Origin of the sequence: Burkholderia lata (assembly GCF_000012945.1) — a bacterium.
Taxonomy (GTDB): Bacteria; Pseudomonadota; Gammaproteobacteria; order Burkholderiales; family Burkholderiaceae; genus Burkholderia; species Burkholderia lata.
The window spans coordinates 2069992-2087521 of record NC_007510.1; the positions used below are offsets into that span (position 1 = coordinate 2069992).

The 17530-nt window shown below is 67.7% G+C and carries 15 protein-coding genes; 7 read left to right on the forward strand and 8 right to left on the reverse strand.

Going from position 1 to position 17530, the window contains the following annotated elements; translation table 11 throughout:
- Nucleotides 1-2 precede the first annotated feature (2 nt).
- The 4 genes from BCEP18194_RS15240 (at nucleotide 3) to BCEP18194_RS15255 (ending at nucleotide 6972) form a co-directional block, all read left to right on the forward strand.
- Nucleotides 3-1112 carry an efflux RND transporter periplasmic adaptor subunit gene (locus tag BCEP18194_RS15240; RefSeq protein ID WP_041492854.1) on the forward strand — a complete coding sequence of 370 codons (1110 nt, stop codon included), beginning with the start codon at nucleotides 3-5 and terminating at the stop codon, nucleotides 1110-1112.
- On the forward strand, nucleotides 1109-4255 hold the full coding sequence (locus BCEP18194_RS15245; RefSeq protein ID WP_011352187.1) for an efflux RND transporter permease subunit: 3147 nt from the start codon (nucleotides 1109-1111) through the stop codon (nucleotides 4253-4255). Before BCEP18194_RS15240 ends, BCEP18194_RS15245 begins: the two co-directional genes overlap by 4 nt.
- 2 nt (nucleotides 4256-4257) lie before the next feature.
- Nucleotides 4258-5823, forward strand: a complete 1566-nt coding sequence (locus tag BCEP18194_RS15250) for an efflux transporter outer membrane subunit (RefSeq protein WP_011352188.1) — start codon at nucleotides 4258-4260, stop codon at nucleotides 5821-5823.
- A 120-nt stretch (nucleotides 5824-5943) separates the two neighbouring features.
- Nucleotides 5944-6972, forward strand: a complete 1029-nt coding sequence (locus BCEP18194_RS15255) for a MerR family transcriptional regulator (RefSeq protein WP_011352189.1) — start codon at nucleotides 5944-5946, stop codon at nucleotides 6970-6972.
- 212 nt (nucleotides 6973-7184) lie between these two features.
- Here the strand turns inward: BCEP18194_RS15255 and BCEP18194_RS15260 are convergent, their stop codons facing one another.
- The 4 genes from BCEP18194_RS15260 to BCEP18194_RS15275 all read right to left on the reverse strand — a co-directional run bounded on the left by BCEP18194_RS15260 (nucleotide 7185) and on the right by BCEP18194_RS15275 (nucleotide 10142).
- On the reverse strand, nucleotides 7185-7409 hold the full coding sequence (locus tag BCEP18194_RS15260; RefSeq protein ID WP_011352190.1) for a helix-turn-helix domain-containing protein: 225 nt from the start codon (nucleotides 7407-7409) through the stop codon (nucleotides 7185-7187).
- Nucleotides 7410-7417: 8 nt separating this feature from the next.
- Nucleotides 7418-7978: a DUF2975 domain-containing protein gene (locus tag BCEP18194_RS15265; RefSeq protein WP_011352191.1), complete on the reverse strand. Its 561-nt coding sequence runs from the start codon at nucleotides 7976-7978 to the stop codon at nucleotides 7418-7420.
- 164 nt (nucleotides 7979-8142) lie between these two features.
- Nucleotides 8143-8673: a M949_RS01915 family surface polysaccharide biosynthesis protein gene (locus BCEP18194_RS15270; protein ID WP_041492855.1), complete on the reverse strand. Its 531-nt coding sequence runs from the start codon at nucleotides 8671-8673 to the stop codon at nucleotides 8143-8145.
- Between the two features lie 86 nt (nucleotides 8674-8759).
- Complete coding sequence (locus BCEP18194_RS15275; protein ID WP_011352193.1) at nucleotides 8760-10142, reverse strand: sigma-54 interaction domain-containing protein; 1383 nt, start codon at nucleotides 10140-10142, stop codon at nucleotides 8760-8762.
- A 249-nt stretch (nucleotides 10143-10391) separates the two neighbouring features.
- Between BCEP18194_RS15275 and BCEP18194_RS15280 the strand changes: the two genes are divergently transcribed.
- Genes BCEP18194_RS15280 through BCEP18194_RS15290 form a run of 3 tightly spaced genes read left to right on the forward strand, consistent with a single transcriptional unit; the run spans nucleotide 10392 to nucleotide 13803 of the window.
- Nucleotides 10392-11276 carry an MBL fold metallo-hydrolase gene (locus BCEP18194_RS15280; protein ID WP_011352194.1) on the forward strand — a complete coding sequence of 295 codons (885 nt, stop codon included), beginning with the start codon at nucleotides 10392-10394 and terminating at the stop codon, nucleotides 11274-11276.
- 34 nt (nucleotides 11277-11310) lie between these two features.
- On the forward strand, nucleotides 11311-12978 hold the full coding sequence (locus BCEP18194_RS15285) for a bifunctional protein tyrosine phosphatase family protein/NAD(P)/FAD-dependent oxidoreductase (protein ID WP_011352195.1): 1668 nt from the start codon (nucleotides 11311-11313) through the stop codon (nucleotides 12976-12978).
- A gap of 18 nt (nucleotides 12979-12996) precedes the next feature.
- Entirely contained in the window at nucleotides 12997-13803 is an 807-nt protein-coding gene (locus tag BCEP18194_RS15290) for a sulfite exporter TauE/SafE family protein (protein ID WP_011352196.1), read from the forward strand.
- Nucleotides 13804-14023: 220 nt separating this feature from the next.
- Here BCEP18194_RS15290 and BCEP18194_RS15295 read toward each other — a convergent pair whose 3' ends face one another.
- From BCEP18194_RS15295 to BCEP18194_RS15310, 4 genes are all read right to left on the reverse strand, one after another.
- On the reverse strand, nucleotides 14024-14425 hold the full coding sequence (locus tag BCEP18194_RS15295; RefSeq protein ID WP_157687184.1) for a hypothetical protein: 402 nt from the start codon (nucleotides 14423-14425) through the stop codon (nucleotides 14024-14026).
- A 151-nt stretch (nucleotides 14426-14576) separates the two neighbouring features.
- Nucleotides 14577-15398: an ABC transporter permease subunit gene (locus BCEP18194_RS15300; protein ID WP_011352198.1), complete on the reverse strand. Its 822-nt coding sequence runs from the start codon at nucleotides 15396-15398 to the stop codon at nucleotides 14577-14579.
- Nucleotides 15395-16321, reverse strand: a complete 927-nt coding sequence (locus BCEP18194_RS15305) for an ABC transporter permease subunit (protein ID WP_011352199.1) — start codon at nucleotides 16319-16321, stop codon at nucleotides 15395-15397. Before BCEP18194_RS15305 ends, BCEP18194_RS15300 begins: the two co-directional genes overlap by 4 nt.
- Nucleotides 16318-17478: an ABC transporter ATP-binding protein gene (locus BCEP18194_RS15310; RefSeq protein WP_011352200.1), complete on the reverse strand. Its 1161-nt coding sequence runs from the start codon at nucleotides 17476-17478 to the stop codon at nucleotides 16318-16320. Before BCEP18194_RS15310 ends, BCEP18194_RS15305 begins: the two co-directional genes overlap by 4 nt.
- Between the last annotated feature and the right edge of the window lie 52 nt (nucleotides 17479-17530).

A 17530-nucleotide genomic window follows, 5' to 3' on the forward strand; every position in this document is an offset into this window, starting at 1 on the left:
TCGTGAATCGCTCCGGTTCCCGCGCCGCGCTGCTGATCGGCGCCGCGTTTGTCCTCACCGCCTGTCATCCGAAAGAATCCGCGCCGCCCGCCCCGCGCCCCGTCGTCGCGCTGCCCGCCCATGCCGACGACGCTGCCGTCGCCCGCACGCTCCCCGGCGAGATCCAGCCGCGCTACGCCACCCCGCTGTCGTTCCGCATCGCCGGCAAGATCATCGAGCGCAAGGTGCGCCTCGGCGATACGGTCAAGGTCGGCCAGGTCGTCGCGCTGCTCGACCCGTCCGACGTCGAGAAGAACGCCGCGAGCGCGCAGGCGCAACTCGATGCCGCGACGCACAGCCTCGCGTTTGCGAAGCAGCAGCTCGACCGCGATCGCGCACAGGCACGCGAAAACCTGATCGCGACCGCGCAGCTCGAGCAAACCGAGAACAGCTACACGTCGGCGCTCGCGCAGCGCGACCAGGCGCAGCAGCAGCTCGCGCTCGCCAAGAACCAGCTCCGCTACGCGACGCTCGTCGCCGATCACGCGGGCTACATCACCGCCGAACAGGCCGACACCGGCCAGAACGTGTCGGCCGGCCAGGCCGTCTACCAGCTCGCGTGGTCGGGCGACGTCGACGTCGTCAGCGACGCGCCTGAAGCCGCGCTTGCGTCGCTCACGCCGGGCCACGCGGCCACCGTCACGCTGCCGTCGCTGCCGGGCCGCCAGTTCGCCGCGAAAGTGCGCGAAATCGCGCCGGCCGCCGATCCGCAAAGCCGCACGTATCGCGTGAAGCTCACACTCGCCGCGCCCGATCCGGCGATCCGGCTCGGGATGACCGCCAGCGTCGCGTTCGACGGCGCACCGGTCACCGGCGACGCGCAGTCGATCACGCTGCCCGCAACCGCGCTGTTCCACGACGGCCAGCAACCGGCCGTGTGGGTCGTGCGCACGAAGGACGACACGCTCGAGCTGCGCCGCGTCGACGTCGCGCGCTTCAACGAGCGCACGGTGACGGTGTCGCACGGGCTGCAGCCCGGCGAACGCGTGGTGCTGCAGGGCGTGCACACGGTCAGCGCGGGCGAGAAGGTGCGCGCGATCGCGCCGCTGCATCCGGAGGACTTCGCATCGTGAGCGTTTCCTACGAAGAAGGCCGCTTCAACCTGTCGGCGTGGGCGTTGCGCCACCAGGCGCTGGTCGTCTACCTGATCGCGCTCGCGACGCTCGCGGGCATCCTCGCGTACACCCGCCTCGCGCAATCCGAAGACCCGCCGTTCACGTTCCGCGTGATGGTGATCCGCACGTTCTGGCCCGGCGCGACCGCGCGGCAGGTGCAGGAACAGGTGACCGACCGGATCGGCCGCAAGCTGCAGGAAACGCCGGCCATCGACTTCCTGCGCAGCTACTCGCGCCCCGGCGAATCGCTGATCTTCTTCACGATGAAGGATTCGGCGCCGGTGAAGGACGTGCCCGAGACGTGGTACCAGATCCGCAAGAAGGTCGGTGACATCGGCTATACGCTGCCGCCCGGCGTGCAGGGCCCGTTCTTCAACGACGAATTCGGCGACGTCTACACCAACATCTGGACCCTCGAAGGCGACGGCTTCACGCCCGCGCAGCTCCACGATTACGCAGACCAGCTACGCACCGTGCTGCTGCGCGTGCCGGGCGTCGGCAAGGTCGACTATTTCGGCGACCCCGACCAGCGGATCTTCATCGAAGTCAACAACGCGCAGCTCACGCGCCTCGGCATTTCGCCGCAGCAGCTCGGGCAGGCGATCAACGCGCAGAACGACATCTCGTCGGCCGGCACGCTGACGACCGCCGACGATCGCGTGTTCGTGCGGCCGAGCGGCCAGTTCGACAACGTCGACGCGATCGCCGACACGCTGATCCGCATCAACGGCCGCACGTTCCGGCTCGGCGATCTCGCGACGGTGAAGCGCGGCTACGACGATCCGGCCGTCACGCAGATGCGCTCGAATGGTAAGGCGGTGCTCGGCATCGGCGTCACGATGCAGCCGGGCGGCGACGTGATCCGGCTCGGCAAGGCGCTCGACGCCGAATCGAAGGACCTGCAGGCGCAACTGCCGGCCGGCCTCAAGCTGACGCTGGTATCGAGCATGCCGCATGCGGTCGCGCATTCGGTCGACGACTTCCTCGAAGCCGTCGCGGAAGCGGTCGCGATCGTGCTGGTCGTGAGTCTCGTATCGCTCGGCCTGCGCACCGGCATGGTGGTCGTGATCTCGATTCCGGTCGTGCTCGCGGTCACCGCCCTCTTCATGTACCTGTTCGACATCGGGCTGCACAAGGTGTCGCTCGGCACGCTCGTGCTCGCGCTCGGGCTGCTCGTCGACGATGCGATCATCGCGGTCGAGATGATGGCCGTGAAGCTCGAACAGGGCTACACGCGTGCCCGCGCCGCCGCGTTCGCCTATACGAGCACCGCGTTCCCGATGCTGACGGGCACGCTCGTCACCGTGTCGGGCTTCCTGCCGATCGCGCTCGCGAAATCGAGCACCGGCGAATACACGCGCTCGATCTTCGAGGTGTCTGCGATCGCATTGATCGCGTCGTGGTTCGCGGCGGTCGTGCTGATCCCGCTGCTCGGCTTCCACCTGCTGCCCGAGCGCAAGCGGCAGGCGCACGAGGCCCACCTGCCCGACGATCACGAACACGACATCTACGACACGCGTTTCTACCGGCGGCTGCGCGGCTGGATCGACTGGTGCATCGAGCGGCGCTTCGTCGTGCTGCTGATCACGGGCGCGCTGTTCGTCGTCGCGCTGATGGGCTTCACGCTCGTGCCGCAGCAGTTCTTCCCGAGCTCCGATCGCCCCGAGCTGCTCGTCGACCTGCGGCTGCCCGAAGGCGCGTCGTTCGCGGCGACGCTGCGCGAGACCGAGCGCCTCGAGAAAGTGATCGACAAGCGCCCGGAGATCGATCATTCGGTGAACTTCGTCGGCAGCGGCGCGCCGCGCTTCTACCTGCCGCTCGACCAGCAGCTTCAGTTGCCGAACTTCGCGCAGTTCGTGATCACCGCGAAATCGGTGAAGGACCGCGAAAAGCTCGCGACCTGGCTCGAAACCACGTTGCGCGAGCAGTTCCCGGCCGTGCGCTCGCGGCTGTCGCGGCTCGAGAACGGCCCGCCGGTCGGCTATCCGGTGCAGTTCCGCGTGAGCGGCGACAGCATCGCGACGGTCCGCTCGATCGCCGAGAAAGTCGCGGCGACGATGCGCGGCGACGCACGCACGGTCAACGTGCAGTTCGACTGGGACGAGCCGGCCGAGCGCTCGGTGCGCTTCGAGATCGACCAGAAGAAGGCGCGCGAGCTGAACGTCACGTCGCAGGACGTGTCGAGCTTCCTCGCGATGACGCTGTCCGGCACGACCGTCACGCAGTACCGCGAGCGAGACAAGCTGATCGCGGTCGACCTGCGCGCGCCGCGGGCCGATCGCGTCGATCCGGCGAAGCTCGCCGGCCTCGCGCTGCCGACCCCGAACGGCCCGGTGCCGCTCGGCTCGCTCGGCCGCTTCAAGCCGACGCTCGAATACGGTGTCGTGTGGGAGCGCGACCGTCAGCCGACCATCACCGTGCAGTCGGACGTGCGCACCGGCGCGCAGGGCATCGACGTCACGCATGCGGTCGACGCGAAACTGAACGCGTTACGCGCGCAGTTGCCGGTCGGCTATCAGATCAACATCGGCGGTTCGGTCGAGGAAAGCGCAAAGGCGCAGAAGTCGATCAACGCGCAGATGCCGCTGATGGCGATCGCCGTGTTCACGCTGCTGATGATCCAGCTGCAGAGCTTCTCGCGCGTGCTGATGGTCGTGCTGACCGCGCCGCTCGGGCTGATCGGCGTGGTCGCGACGCTGCTGCTGTTCGGCCAGCCGTTCGGCTTCGTCGCCATGCTCGGCGTGATCGCGATGTTCGGGATCATCATGCGCAACTCGGTGATCCTCGTCGACCAGATCGAGCAGGACATCGCGGCCGGCCACGGCCGCGTCGACGCGATCATCGGCGCGACCGTGCGGCGGTTCCGCCCGATCACGCTGACGGCCGCGGCCGCCGTGCTCGCGCTGATCCCGCTGCTGCGCTCGAACTTCTTCGGGCCGATGGCGACCGCGCTGATGGGCGGCATCACGAGCGCGACTGTGCTGACGCTGTTCTACCTGCCCGCGCTGTATGCGACGTGGTTCCGCGTGAAGCGCGACGAACGCGACCCGCAGGACGGCCCGCCGCCTGGCGGCACGCCTGCCGCGCCGTCGGGAGCCTGACCATGGATCGATCGATGAACCTGAAAACCCAAGCCGTGCGGGCACTCGCCGTGGCGAGCCTCGCCGGCCCGCTCGCGGGCTGTTCGTGGTTCGCGCCGAGCGGCGAGCCGCCCGCGATGCCGTCGCCCGCGCACTACGGCACCACACCGCAAGTCCAGCAGACCGTGTCCGCGCAAGGTGTCGCGCAGCAGTTCGAGGTCGGCGCGCAGCCGGTGCCCGACTGGTGGAAGCAGTACCGCTCCGATGCACTGAACGCGCTCGTCGACGAAGGGCTGCGCAACAGCCCGACGTTGAGCGCGGCATCGCACTCGCTCGATGCCGCGCGCGAACAGTTGCGCGGGCAGATCGGCAGCTCGATGCTGCCGTCGATCGATGCGGGCGGCCAGGCCACGCGCCAGCGGGCGCTCGGCGTGCCGATTCCCGCGCTCGGTGCGCCGACGCTGCTGTACGACACGTTCGTCGGGCAACTGCAGGCGAGCTACACGATCGACCTGTTCGGCGCGTCGCGTTTCGCGAACCGTGCGCTGGCGCGGCGCGTCGACGTCAGCGCGTTCCAGCTCGAATCCGCCCGGCGCGCGCTGGCCGCGAACATCGTCACCGCATCGATCACGGTGTCGGTGCTGAATGCGCAGATCAATACCACCGAGCGGCTCGTCGCGCTCGCCAACGATCAGGCACACGATGCCGAACGCCGCTACGCGCTCGGTTCGGCCTCGCGCAGCGACGCGCTGAATGCACGGCAAAGCGCCGACACGTTCGCGGCGAGCCTGCCCGCGCTGCGCCAGCAACGCGACTCGGCGCGCCATGCGCTCGCGGTGCTGGTCGGCCGCACGCCCGACCAGCCGCCGGCCGACCTCACGCTTGCCGACCTGCACCTGCCCGAGCAAGTGCCCGTCGTCGTGCCGTCGGACCTGCTGCAAAGCCGCCCCGACATCCAGGCGGCCGACGCGGGGCTGAAGGCGGCCGCGGCCGAAGTGGGCCTCGCGACCGCGCAGATGTTCCCGCAGCTGTCGCTGTCGGCCGCGATGGGCAAAGGCGGCTTCAGCTGGCCGACGATGCTTTCGGGCGCCGGCTCGATCTGGAACGTCGGCGCGTCGCTGAGCCAGCCGATCTTCCACGGCGGCGCGCTGCTCGCGCAGCGCCGCGCAGCGAAGGCGACCTACGAGGCCGCCGTCGACCAGTACAAGCAGGCCGTGCTCGGCGCGTTCCAGAACGTCGCCGATTCGCTCGCGGCGCTCGAGCACGATGCGGAAGCGCTCGACGCGTCGTCGCGCGCCGCACTGTCCGCGCGGGGTGCGTATGACGACGCGGCGGCCCGCGTGCGGCTCGGCGCACTGCCGCCGTCGGCCGCGCGCGCCAGCGAGCTGCAGTATCGCAATGCACGGCTCGACGAGATCCGCGCGACCGGCGCGCGGTTCGCCGATACCGCGAGGCTTTACCAGGCGATGGGCACGCCGCCGGTCGAGAAGGCTGACAAGGCCGGCAAGACCGACAAGGCAACCGGCGACTCCGCCACCGGCCAGCAAGCGCGCGCCGCCACGGCCGACACCCCGCCTTCGCCGCAATAAGCCGGCCCTGCCGTCGGGTGCGTGCCGAATCTGCGTGCGCACCCGATTTCCGATCTTCCGCTTGACCCTCACGTAGCGTAACGTTCGAGACTCCAGTGTGCGCACCGAACGGAGGAACGAATGCGACTGAAAGTGGGAGAACTGGCGAAACGCAGCGGGCTGACCGTCCGCACGCTTCATCACTATCACGCGATCGGTTTGCTGACGCCTTCGGCGCGCGCCGACAACGGCTACCGGCTGTACGACCGCCACGACATCGCCCGGCTCCACCAGATCCAGGCGCTGCGTCGCTTCGGCCTGTCGCTCACCGAAATCGGCGACCACCTGAACCAGCCCGACACCCCGCTCGTCGAGATCGTCGCGAAGCAGATCGCGCTGCTCGACCGTCAGCTTGCGCAGACCGCGCAGCTGCGCGAGCGGCTCGTCAGCCTGCATGCGCAGCTCGCCGCGGGCACGGAGCCGGAGCTGGCCGATTGGCTCACCACACTGGAGTTGATGACCGTGTACGACAAATATTTTTCCGAGGAAGAACTCGCGCGCCTGCCGATGTACCAGAAGAGCCAGGCGGGCGACGCCGAATGGATCGCACTCGTCGACGAGGTGCGTGCGCTGCACGACGCGGGCGTGCCCGCCGAGGACGAACGCCCCCGTGCGCTCGCCAGCCGCTGGATGACGCTGCTCGTGCGCGACACGAACAACGACCCGCGGCTGCTGGCGAAGCTGAACCTGATGCACGAACACGAACCGGCGATGCAGTCGAAGATCGGCATTTCGACCGCGCTGCGCGACTATGTGCTGCGCGCGTCGTCGGAAACCAAGATGCGGATCTTCGAGAAGTATCTGGCGCCGGACGAGATCCGCTTCATGCGGGCCCACTACGGTGAAAGCGCAATGGAATGGCCGCAACTGATGGGCGACGTGCGCGACGCGATCGATGCGGGCGCCAGACCGGATTCACCGGAAGGCCGCGCGCTCGCGCAACGCTGGCTCACGCTGTTCTGCCGCTATGCGGGCACCGATCCGGCCACGCATGCGAAATTCCGCCACGCGATGATGAACGAGCCGTCACTGACGAAGGATTCGTGGATCGACGACACGTTGATCGGCTTCGTGCGGGAAGCGATGGCGCAGCTTGCGCCTGCGCGCTGAGCAGGTTGAGTGCGTTGATTGCTTGACCGTGCGGGCGGCAGGCGGATTTCCCGTGTGCCGCCCGTTTCGCCATTTGCAGCCGGTGTCGCGAACCACATCCAGTACGAGCATCGGCAATGGCAGGCCCGCGCCCGAATATGCGTGCCGGCAGTCGGCGCGACGGGCATCCGGCATGCCGTCGGCCAGCCTCGGCACGTCGCCGTTGCGATGCGTCAGTCCGTTTCGCCCACACCGTCATCGCTAAACGCGAGCAAGTCGCCGGGCTGGCAGTCGAGATAGCGGCAGATGGCCTCGAGCGTCGCGAAACGGATGCCCTTGACCTTCCCTTGCTTGAGCAGCGACAGATTCTGTTCGGTGATGCCGACGGCCGCCGCGAGATCCTTCGAGCGGACCTTGCGCGTCGCGAGCATCACATCGAGCTTGACCACGATCGACATGGCGCGCCTCAGACGAACTGTCGATGTTCGGCATCGAGCTCGCTCGCCTGCCGGAGGATGTGCGCGATGACCGCGATGCAGGCCGCGGTGAACAGCGCAACCACGTACGGCAGGCTGAAGCCGATGCTGACCACGCGATGGCCGACCGGTTCGCGCAATGTCGCCCACACGCTCAGGAGCGGTTCGCACAGCAGGCTCAGCAACACCCACAGGCCGATCGCGCGACCCGTCTTGCCGAGATGGCCGGCCGCTTGCGCGGAGAAATAATCGCGGCGCGCGTAGGTACGGAACAGCGCGCGCAGATGACGCAAACCGTTCGCGAGCGCGATCAGCGGCACGCTCGACAGCAGGATGCCGACCGCCTTCTGCCACCACGGGAAGGCGGCGACGTCCACGTTCAGGTTCGAGATCACTGAATCGGTGAGGCCGAACACGAGGCCGGGCCCGGTGGCCGCGTTCAGTGACGGAAACGCCCAGCACGCGGCGTTGAGCACCAGCATGCCGACGATGAACCATAGCGTGACGGTGGCCATCTGCTGGCTGATACGGGCAATGCGATCGGAATGCATGCGAAGTCCTCGACGGGGAATGAACGTGCGTCGAGTGTACCTCAATAATTATCGTAAAACGATAATTAATTGTCGTATTGTCATGATTTCTTATCGCGTTGCATGCTCAAGCTCGCCTCATCAGGCGCGTGTCGGACGCACCGTCGCGAGCCTCGAGCGCATGCCTATCGATAGTCGCGCGCGCTGATCCCGTGCCAATGCTTCGTCATGTAGCGCAGAAATGCGGGTTGAGCTTTCAGGTCTGCATTCGGTACCGGGGCCGCGCCGCCATCCATGAACTTGCCGTTGACCGTGACGGTTTCCTCGCCGCGCAGCACGTACTTCGTGCCCTGGTCGATCAGGAAGTACTTGACCTGGTCGGCGCTCACGTCGCCGCGGCAGCCGATCTTGTACGCGAACATGAACTGCTTGCGGCCGTTGCCGAGCAGGTCGCGCATTTCGATCGACGCGGGCACGACATCGAGGATCACGTCGACCGGGCACTCCTTCACGTAGTCGCGCACGGTCCAGTCGGGCCGGCCGTCGAGCGTCGCGGCCACCTTGAGCTCGACGTCGCCGCCGGACTCGGTTCTCGCGAGCGTCACCGCATGCGCGCCGGCCGCATCGGTCCATGTGTATTCGGCGGCGGCTTGCGCCAGGTTGCACAGCGCGGCGGCGGCAAGAAACAGACAAGGCGAAAGGAAGCGTGTCTTCATCGGCGAGGTGGGAGGTGGGATCTGGATCGAACGCGCCATTATCGACAAAGCCGCCTGCCGCTGCCAGTCGCCCACCGCACGCCCGCTCAGCGCTCGCGCGTCCCGAGCCCAAGCGCCTTCATCCGCCGGTACAACGTCCGCTCGCTCATCCCGACCTGCTCGGCGAGCGCCTTGCGCGTGCCGTCGAACGTGCGCGCGATGCGCACGAGCTCCGCGTCCGACATGCCGCGCGCATCGGCCGTCCGGTCCTGCGGCGCCGCCGATGCGGCGACCAGCTCGGCCGGCAGATGCTCGACGCGGATCGTCCCGTCGTCCGCGAACAGGCACGCGCGTTCGAGCACGTTGCGCAGCTCGCGAATGTTGCCCGGCCACGCATACGCATCGAGACACGCACGTGCGCGCTCGGTCAGCACGAATGGCCGCGCGCTCGCGTCGCCCGCACTGGCGCGCGCGTTCGCGATCCGCCGCAGGATCGATTCGGCCAGCAGCGCGACGTCCCCGCGCCGGTCGCGCAGCGCCGGCAACGGAATCGGAAACGCATTGATCCGGTAGTAGAGGTCCTGCCGGAACCGGCCGTCGTCGATCATCTCGCGCAGCGGCTTGTGCGTCGCCGCGACCAGCCGGAAATCCGCACGCAGCGCCTCGACGCCGCCGACACGGCGGAACGTGCCCGACTCGATCAGCCGCAGCAGCTTCACCTGCATCGGCAGCGGCACGTCGCCGATCTCGTCGAGAAACAGCGTGCCGCCCTGTGCGGTTTCGACGAGGCCCGGCTTGCGCTGGTTCGCACCCGTGAACGCGCCCTTCTCGTAACCGAACAGTTCGCTCTCGAACAGCGTCTCGGCGATCCCCGAGCAATCGACGACGACGAACGGCCCCATCGCGCGATCGCTCGCCTCGTGCAGCGCGCGGGCGAACAGCTCCTTGCCGGTGCCCGATTCACCGAGCAGCAGCACCGGCAGCATCGAGGGCGCGACGCGCTGCAATGCGCCGAGCGCCGCGTTGAATGCGTCCGCGCCGCCGACGAGCCCTTCCGCACTCGGCTGCGCGGACGCGCTGCGCACCGTCGTCAGCCGCTCGACATACGCGATCACGTTGCCGTGTGCATCGAAGATCGGCCGCAATTCGACGTCGACATGTTCGGGGCCGCGCGGCGTGTGATGGATGTGCAGCACGCGGTTCAACCCGCGCGATTCGAGCGCCTGCTTCATCGGGCAATGCTCGCCGGCCTGATCGCACGGCACGTCGTAGTGATGCGAGACCTGGAAGCAGTGCCGGCCCACATGCTCGACGCCCGCGACGCCGAACTGGCGCCGGTACGCATCGTTCGCCGCGAGGATGCGGTAGTCGGGATCGACGACGATCATCGGCTGCGGATCCTGCTCGAGATACGCGACGAGCGCGCGTACGTCGGGCATGACGTCGTGGCGCGGCGCGGGGACGATCGGGATGGTGTCGTGCGGATTCATGCGGACGCTCGGTGAAGGGGCGGACTGACAAACTGCCAGACGGACTGCCAATTCTGCCACGACACTGCCAGTTGTGGCAGTCCACAGTGACGGACGGAGGCCAACGACGCCCGCGCATCGCTGCAGCCGCACCGAAAACCCAAGCCGAATCAAGTCCCTGGCAGATCGGCCGGCACTCCGACGCAAGCTGGCACGCTTCTTGAGTTACCCATCCCGATTGCAGATGCAGAACCCGATCGAGGACACCCCGTGAGCCATGCCACCACGCTGTCGGTCGAAGGCTTTTTCGACCCGGCGACCCACACCGTCAGTTATCTGCTGCTCGATACCGCGAGCCGCGCGTGCGCGCTGATCGACAGCGTGCTCGACTACGACCCGAAGTCCGGCCGCACACATACCGCCAGCGCCGACCGGCTGATCGCCCGCGTCGCCGAACTGGGCGCGGACGTGCACTGGCTGCTGGAAACCCACGTGCACGCCGACCACCTGTCGGCCGCGCCGTACCTGAAGGAACACGTCGGCGGCCGGATCGCGATCGGTTCGCACGTGCGCCGCGTGCAGCACGTGTTCGGCACGCTGTTCAACGCGGGCCCCGGCTTCGCGCAGGACGGCCGCCAGTTCGACCGGTTGCTCGACGACGGCGACACGCTCGCGCTCGGCGCGCTGACGATCCGCGCATTGCATACGCCGGGCCACACGCCCGCGTGCATGACCTACTGCGTCGACGACGCGACGCAGCGCGCGGCCTTCGTCGGCGACACGCTGTTCATGCCCGACTACGGCACGGCCCGCTGCGACTTCCCCGGCGGCGACGCGCGCACGCTGTACCGTTCGATCGAACGCGTGCTCGGCCTGCCGCCCGACACGCGCCTGTACCTGTGCCACGACTACCAGCCCGGCGGCCGCGAAGTGCAGTTCGAGACGACCGTGGCCGAGCAGCGCCGCGCGAACGTGCACGTGAAGGATGGCGTGACCGAAGACGATTTCGTCGCGATGCGCACCGCGCGCGACGCCACGCTCGCGATGCCCGTGCTGATGCTGCCGTCCGTGCAGGTCAACATGCGCGCCGGCCACCTGCCCGAGCCCGAAAACAACGGCGTGCGCTACCTGAAGATCCCGCTCGACGCGATCTGAGCGACACGCCCCGCCCCCTCCGGAGAACCCCGACATGACCATCCGCAAGCTGACCGACGCGCTGTCGGTCTCGCCGCAGATCGCGGCGGCCGACCTGCCTGCGCTTCACGCGGCCGGCATCCGCGCGATCATCTGCAACCGCCCCGACGGCGAAGGCCCCGACCAGCCGACCGTCACCGAGATCCGAGCGGCCGCCGCACCGCTCGGCATCGACGTGCACTACCTGCCGGTCGATACGGGCAAGGTGACCGACGACCAGGCCGCGCAGTTCGGCGCGCTCGTCGCGTCGCTCGACGGCCCGGTGCTCGCGTACTGCCGCAGCGGCACGCGTTCGGCCACGCTGTGGGCGCTGTCGCAAGCCGGCCTGCGCCCGCTGAACGACATCGTCGCGACGGCCGCTGCGGCCGGCTACGACCTGCGCGCGCTCGCATCGCGTGTCGTGCAAGGCGGCAAGCAGGCAACACCGGCCGTCGACGCGCGGCACGACATCGTGATCGTCGGCGCGGGCGCGGCCGGCATCGCGGTCGCGTCGAGCCTGCTCGCGCGCGATGCGTCGCTCGACATCGCGGTGATCGATCCGGCCGACGTTCACTATTACCAGCCGGGCTGGACGATGGTCGGCGCGGGCGTGTTCCGGCCCGAGACCACCGCGCGCCGGATGACCGACGTGCTGCCGCGCGGCGTGCACCGGATCCAGGCCGCCGTCGCGGGCTTCGAGCCCGACGCGCACACGGTCGTGCTCGACGGCTGCCGCCGCATCGGGTATCGCAAGCTCGTCGTGTGCCCGGGGCTCAAGCTCGACTGGCACGGGATCGAAGGCCTCGCCGACACGCTCGGCCGCAACGGCGTCACGTCCAACTACCGCTACGATCTCGCGCCGTACACGTGGGAGCTGGTTCGCACGTTCCGCGGCGGCAACGCACTCTTCACGCAGCCGCCGATGCCGATCAAGTGCGCGGGCGCACCGCAGAAGGCGATGTACCTGTCGTGCGACCACTGGCGGCGCGAAGGCCGCCTCGAAGCCGCGAATGTCGAGTTCCTGAATGCGGGCGCCGCGCTGTTCGGCGTCGCCGACTACGTGCCCGCGCTGATGGAGTACGTAAAAAGCTACGACATCGCGCTGTCGTTCGGTCACAACCTCGTGTCGATCGACGGGCCCGCGCGCCGCGCGACATTCGCGCGCGCGCTGCCGGACGGCGGCAAGGAAACCGTCGTGCGTTCGTTCGACATGATCCACGTCGTGCCGCCGCAGAAGGCGCCCGACTTCGTGCGATCGAGCCCGCTCGCCGACGCGGCCGGCTGGATCGACGTCGATCCGGCGACGCTGCGGCACAAGCAATTCCCGGACGTCTACGCGCTCGGCGACGCCACCAACACGACCAATGCGAAAACGGCCGCGGCCGCCCGCAAGCAGGCGCCGGTGGTCGCGCACAACCTGCTCGCGTCGCTCGGCCGCGCGCACGGCGACGCCGCGTACGACGGCTACGGCTCGTGCCCGCTCACGGTCGAGCGCGGCAAGATCGTGCTCGCCGAGTTCCTGTACGGCGGCAAGGTCGCGCCGACCTTCCCCGCGTGGCTGATCGACGGCAAGCGCCCGTCGCGGCTTGCGTGGCTGCTCAAGGAACGCGTGCTGCCGCCGCTCTACTGGAAGGCGATGCTCAAGGGCCGCGAATGGCTCGCGAAGCCCGCGATCGCACGTTGACCGGAGCCCGCTGACGTCATGCTGATTTCCCTCGTCCTAGGCGGTTTCGTCGGTGCCGTGCTCGGCCTGACCGGCGCCGGCGGCGGCATCCTCGCGGTGCCCGCACTCGTCGTCGGCATGAGCTGGCCGATGCAGCAGGCCACGCCCGTCGCGCTTGTCGCCGTGGCCGGCAGCGCCGCGCTCGGCGCGCTCGAAGGCTTCCGCCGCGGGCTCGTGCGCTATCGCGCGGCGCTGCTGATGGCCGTGGCCGGCGTGCCGCTGACCACGCTCGGCGTGCGGCTCGCGCACGTGCTGCCGCAACGGCTGCTGCTCGCGCTGTTCGCGCTGACGATGCTGGTCGTCGCCGGCCGCCTGTTGCTGCAGGCGCTGCGGCACGCGCCGGTCGACGCGGAAGCGTCGCCGCTGTGCGTCGGCCGCGTGAATCCCGATACGGGCCGGCTCGTGTGGTCCTGGCCGGTCGGCGTGGCACTCGCGTCGACTGGTGCAATGACGGGCCTGATGACCGGGCTGCTCGGCGTCGGCGGCGGTTTCGTGATCGTGCCGATGCTGCGCAAGTTCACGAACGTGTCGATGCATGGCGTCGTCGCGACGTCGTTGATGGTGATCGCGCTCGTCGGCACCGGCGGCGTGTTCGCGACGCTCGTGTCCGGTACACGCGCACCGCTCGACGTGACGCTGTGGTTCACCGTCGCGACCGCACTCGGCATGGCCGCCGGTCGCGGTGCGTCGCACCACCTCGCTGCACGGCACGTGCAGGCCGGGTTCGCGGCCGTGCTCGTGTGCGTCGCACTCGGGCTGCTGGCGAAGGCGGCGTTCGGCGCGTAAGCCGACGCACGACCGGGCGCGGGAATCGAATCGGCGCCCGGTCCGCGACGCACTTTATCCGTCGCAATCGCGTACTGACCGGCACCGACTCACGCGCAGCGCCCTCAAACAAAACGCCCGGCCCGACTCGTCGTCGGCACCGGGCGTTTTTTACTGCGGAGGGCACCACCGGCAAGCGGAACGATGGCCCGCCGTCATCGAAACAGGCGCGACGTGACCGTCATCTGAGCCATTTGCGCAGCGTGCCGGCAATTTTGGATCGCTCGACATACCCCAGCGCCGAAACCGCGCACATCGCGCCGACTGCCGCATACAGCAACACCATTTCTCCGTTCCTTGCGACGTCCGGCCATGCTGCCTTTGTCAGAACAGCAAGAACCATCGACCCCGCAACGCCGCCCACGATGACCAGCATCGGCAAGACCGCCTTCCTTGGAAGCAGCGTGCCTGCCCAATAGACCGGATACGAAAGCAGCATTGCCACGGGAAACGCAACCGCGAAAGCAACAACAGAAAAAACAAGCGAAACACCGCCGAAATCCTTGGCGGACAAAAGGCCGATGAGCAAGCCGGCGACGATCGCGGCAGTCAGACTTGCACCAAGCGATTCAGAAATCTTCAATTTTTCCTCCCGTGGCGTCCGCCGACAGTTCGGAGCTTCTTCGCGGCCTTTGACAGGCACTTTCGCGAGCCCATCTCGCCAAACAAAACGCCCGGCCCGACTCGTCGTCGGCACCGGGCGTTTTTTAACAGCCGCGATCACAACCCGAACGTCAGGTCGCGAACCCCGCCATCCGCTTGCGTTCCTGCCGCAGCATCACGAAGTTCGCGATCACGACACCGGCCGTCACCGCGACGATGAACAGCGTCGCGAGCGCGTTCATCTCCGGGTTCAGCCCCAGCCGCACGCGCGAGAACACCACGAGCGGCAGCGTCGTCGAGCCGGGGCCCGACAGGAACGCCGACAGCACGAGGTCGTCGATCGACAGCGTGAACGACAGCAGCCAGCCCGCGATCAACGCCTGCGAGATCAGCGGCAGCGTGATCGTGAAGAACACCTTCAACGGCGTCGCGCCGAGATCGAGCGCGGCTTCTTCCAGCGACGGGTTCAGCTCGCGCACGCGCGACTGCACGATGATCGCGACATACGAGATGCACAGCATCACGTGACCCAGCCAGATCGTGAACACGCCACGCTCGGCCGGCCAGCCGATCCACTTCGCCAGCTCGATGAACAGCAGCAGCAGCGAGATCCCCTGGATCACCTCGGGAATCACGAGCGGCGCGTTGATCATCCCGCTGAACAGCGCGAAACCGCGAAAGCGTCCCATCCGCGCGAGCACGAAGCCGGCCCACGTGCCGATGATCACCGACGCGAACGCGGTCAGCACGCCGATCTTCAGCGACAGCCACGCGGCCGTCAGCAACTCGTCGTCTTCCACGAGCGCCGAGTACCAGCGGAACGAGAAGCCCGACCACACGGTGACGAGCTTCGACTCGTTGAACGAATAGACGATCAGGCTGATGATCGGGATGTACAGGAACGCGAAGCCGGCAAACAGCGCCGCGAACTGCAGGTAACGATTCGGCTTCATCGACGGCCTCCCTGCTCTTTCGCCTGGAAGTGCTGGAACATCGCCATCGGCACGAGCAGCAGCAGCACCATCGCGCAGGTCACCGCCGACGCCATCGGCCAGTCTGCGTTGTTGAAGAATTCATTCCACATCACGCGGCCGATCATCAGCGTGTTCGCGCCGCCGAGCAGCTCGGGGATCACGTACTCGCCGACCGCCGGGATGAACACGAGCAGGCAGCCCGCGATGATCCCGTTCTTCGACAGCGGCAGCGTGATCTGCACGAACGCCTTCCACGGCTTGGCGCCGAGGTCGTACGCGGCTTCGAGCAGGCGCAGGTCCATCTTCACGAGGTGCGCGTACAGCGGCATCACGAGGAACGGCAGGTACGAATACACCATCCCGATGTACACCGCGTAGTTGGTGCGATACAGCTCGATCGGCGTATGCGTGAGGCCGATCCACATCAGGAAGTTGTTCAGCAGCCCGTTGTTCTTCAGGATGCCGATCCACGCGTACACGCGGATCAGGAACGACGTCCAGAACGGCAACATCACGCCCATCATCAGCAGGTTGCGGGTCGCCGGGTTCGAGCGCGCGATGTAGTACGCCATCGGATAGCCGATCAGCAAACACAGCAGCGTCGTGATCGCGGCCACCCACACCGAGTTCACGTAGGTCGCGAAATACAGGCTGTCCGTAAACAGGAACGCGTAGTGCGACAGGTTCAGCGCGACGTGCACGACGCCGTCGGTGTACGACGCGAGTTCCGTGTACGGCGGGATGCCGAGCTGCAGCTCCGCGAAACTGATCTTGACGACCAGCACGAACGGCACGAGGAAGAACAGCACGAGCCACGTGAACGGCCCGGCGACGACCGCCGTGGCGCCCGTCAGGTTGAAGCGCCGCACCGGCCACTCGAGCAGGGACTTGAACGTGGTCATGACGTCAGCACCACGCCCGCGGTCGCGCTCCAGCGCACGTAGATCTCGTCGCCGAGCGCCGGCGTGTCGAGCTCCGAAATCGCAAGGCTCGATACGTTCGCGATCACCGTCTTGCCCGCATCGAGCTTCACGTGATACAGCGAGTAGCCGCCCATATATGCGACGTTGCTGATCCGGCCGCGCGCCCAGTTGAACGCGCCTTCGGGCGGCTTGCGCGTGAGCGCGATCCGTTCGGGGCGCACCGACACCGTGACCGGCATCCCGAGCGGGCCCGAGATCCCGTGGCTGACGTACAGCCGGCTCGGCAGCTCCGGCGACTCGATGTACACGTGGTCGGGTTCGTCCTCGACGGTGACGCCGTCGAACAGGTTCGTCGAGCCGATGAATTCGGCCGAGAAGCGGCTGTTCGGATATTCGTACACTTCGTTCGGCGAGCCGATCTGCACGATCTGCCCTTCGCTCATCACCGCGAGACGATTGGCCATCGTCATCGCTTCTTCCTGGTCGTGCGTGACCATGATGCAGGTGACGCCGACCTTGTTCAGGATGTTGACGAGCTCGATCTGCGTGCGCTGGCGGATCTGCTTGTCGAGCGCGGACATCGGCTCATCGAGCAGCAGCAGCTTCGGCCGCTTGACCAGCGAGCGCGCGAGCGCGACACGCTGCTGCTGGCCGCCGGACAACTGATGCGGCTTGCGCTTCGCGTACTTGCTCATCTGCACGAGTTCGAGCGCGGATGCGACACGCTCCTTCAGCTCGGCCTTCGGCGTGCCTTCCTGCTTGAGGCCGAACGCGACGTTCGACTCGACCGACATGTGCGGGAACAGCGCATACGACTGGAACATCATGTTCACAGGCCGCTTGTACGGCGGCATCTGCGCGAGGTCCTCGCCGTCGATCAGGATCTTGCCCGACGTGACCGTCTCGAGGCCCGCGAGCATCCGCAACAACGTCGACTTGCCGCAGCCCGAACTGCCGAGCAGCGCGAACAGCTCGCCCTGGCGCACGGTCAGGTTGACGCTGCGCACGGCTTCGGTGTCGCCGAATTTCTTGACGACGTCGACGATCTGGACAAAGGTCTCGGCGCGCGCATCGGCGCCGGAGGAGGAAACGGAGGACGGCGCGCCCGCGACCGGCGCACCCGACTGGCTATTCATGATGTGCTGCTTCTCTCCTGCGTTGAACGAACAAAGCCCCCGGGGGCACCAG

Bases quoted from the DNA above. Each gene is read 5' to 3' on its own strand.
- BCEP18194_RS15250 (WP_011352188.1), top strand. From the start codon at position 4,258: ATGGATCGATCGATGAACCTGAAAACCCAAGCCGTGCGGGCACTCGCC.
- BCEP18194_RS15255 (WP_011352189.1), top strand. From the start codon at position 5,944: ATGCGACTGAAAGTGGGAGAACTGGCGAAACGCAGCGGGCTGACCGTC.
- BCEP18194_RS15260 (WP_011352190.1), bottom strand. From the start codon at position 7,409: ATGTCGATCGTGGTCAAGCTCGATGTGATGCTCGCGACGCGCAAGGTC.
- BCEP18194_RS15265 (WP_011352191.1), bottom strand. From the start codon at position 7,978: ATGCATTCCGATCGCATTGCCCGTATCAGCCAGCAGATGGCCACCGTC.
- BCEP18194_RS15270 (WP_041492855.1), bottom strand. From the start codon at position 8,673: ATGAAGACACGCTTCCTTTCGCCTTGTCTGTTTCTTGCCGCCGCCGCG.
- BCEP18194_RS15275 (WP_011352193.1), bottom strand. From the start codon at position 10,142: ATGAATCCGCACGACACCATCCCGATCGTCCCCGCGCCGCGCCACGAC.
- BCEP18194_RS15285 (WP_011352195.1), top strand. From the start codon at position 11,311: ATGACCATCCGCAAGCTGACCGACGCGCTGTCGGTCTCGCCGCAGATC.
- BCEP18194_RS15290 (WP_011352196.1), top strand. From the start codon at position 12,997: ATGCTGATTTCCCTCGTCCTAGGCGGTTTCGTCGGTGCCGTGCTCGGC.
- BCEP18194_RS15300 (WP_011352198.1), bottom strand. From the start codon at position 15,398: ATGAAGCCGAATCGTTACCTGCAGTTCGCGGCGCTGTTTGCCGGCTTC.
- BCEP18194_RS15305 (WP_011352199.1), bottom strand. From the start codon at position 16,321: ATGACCACGTTCAAGTCCCTGCTCGAGTGGCCGGTGCGGCGCTTCAAC.
- BCEP18194_RS15310 (WP_011352200.1), bottom strand. From the start codon at position 17,478: ATGAATAGCCAGTCGGGTGCGCCGGTCGCGGGCGCGCCGTCCTCCGTT.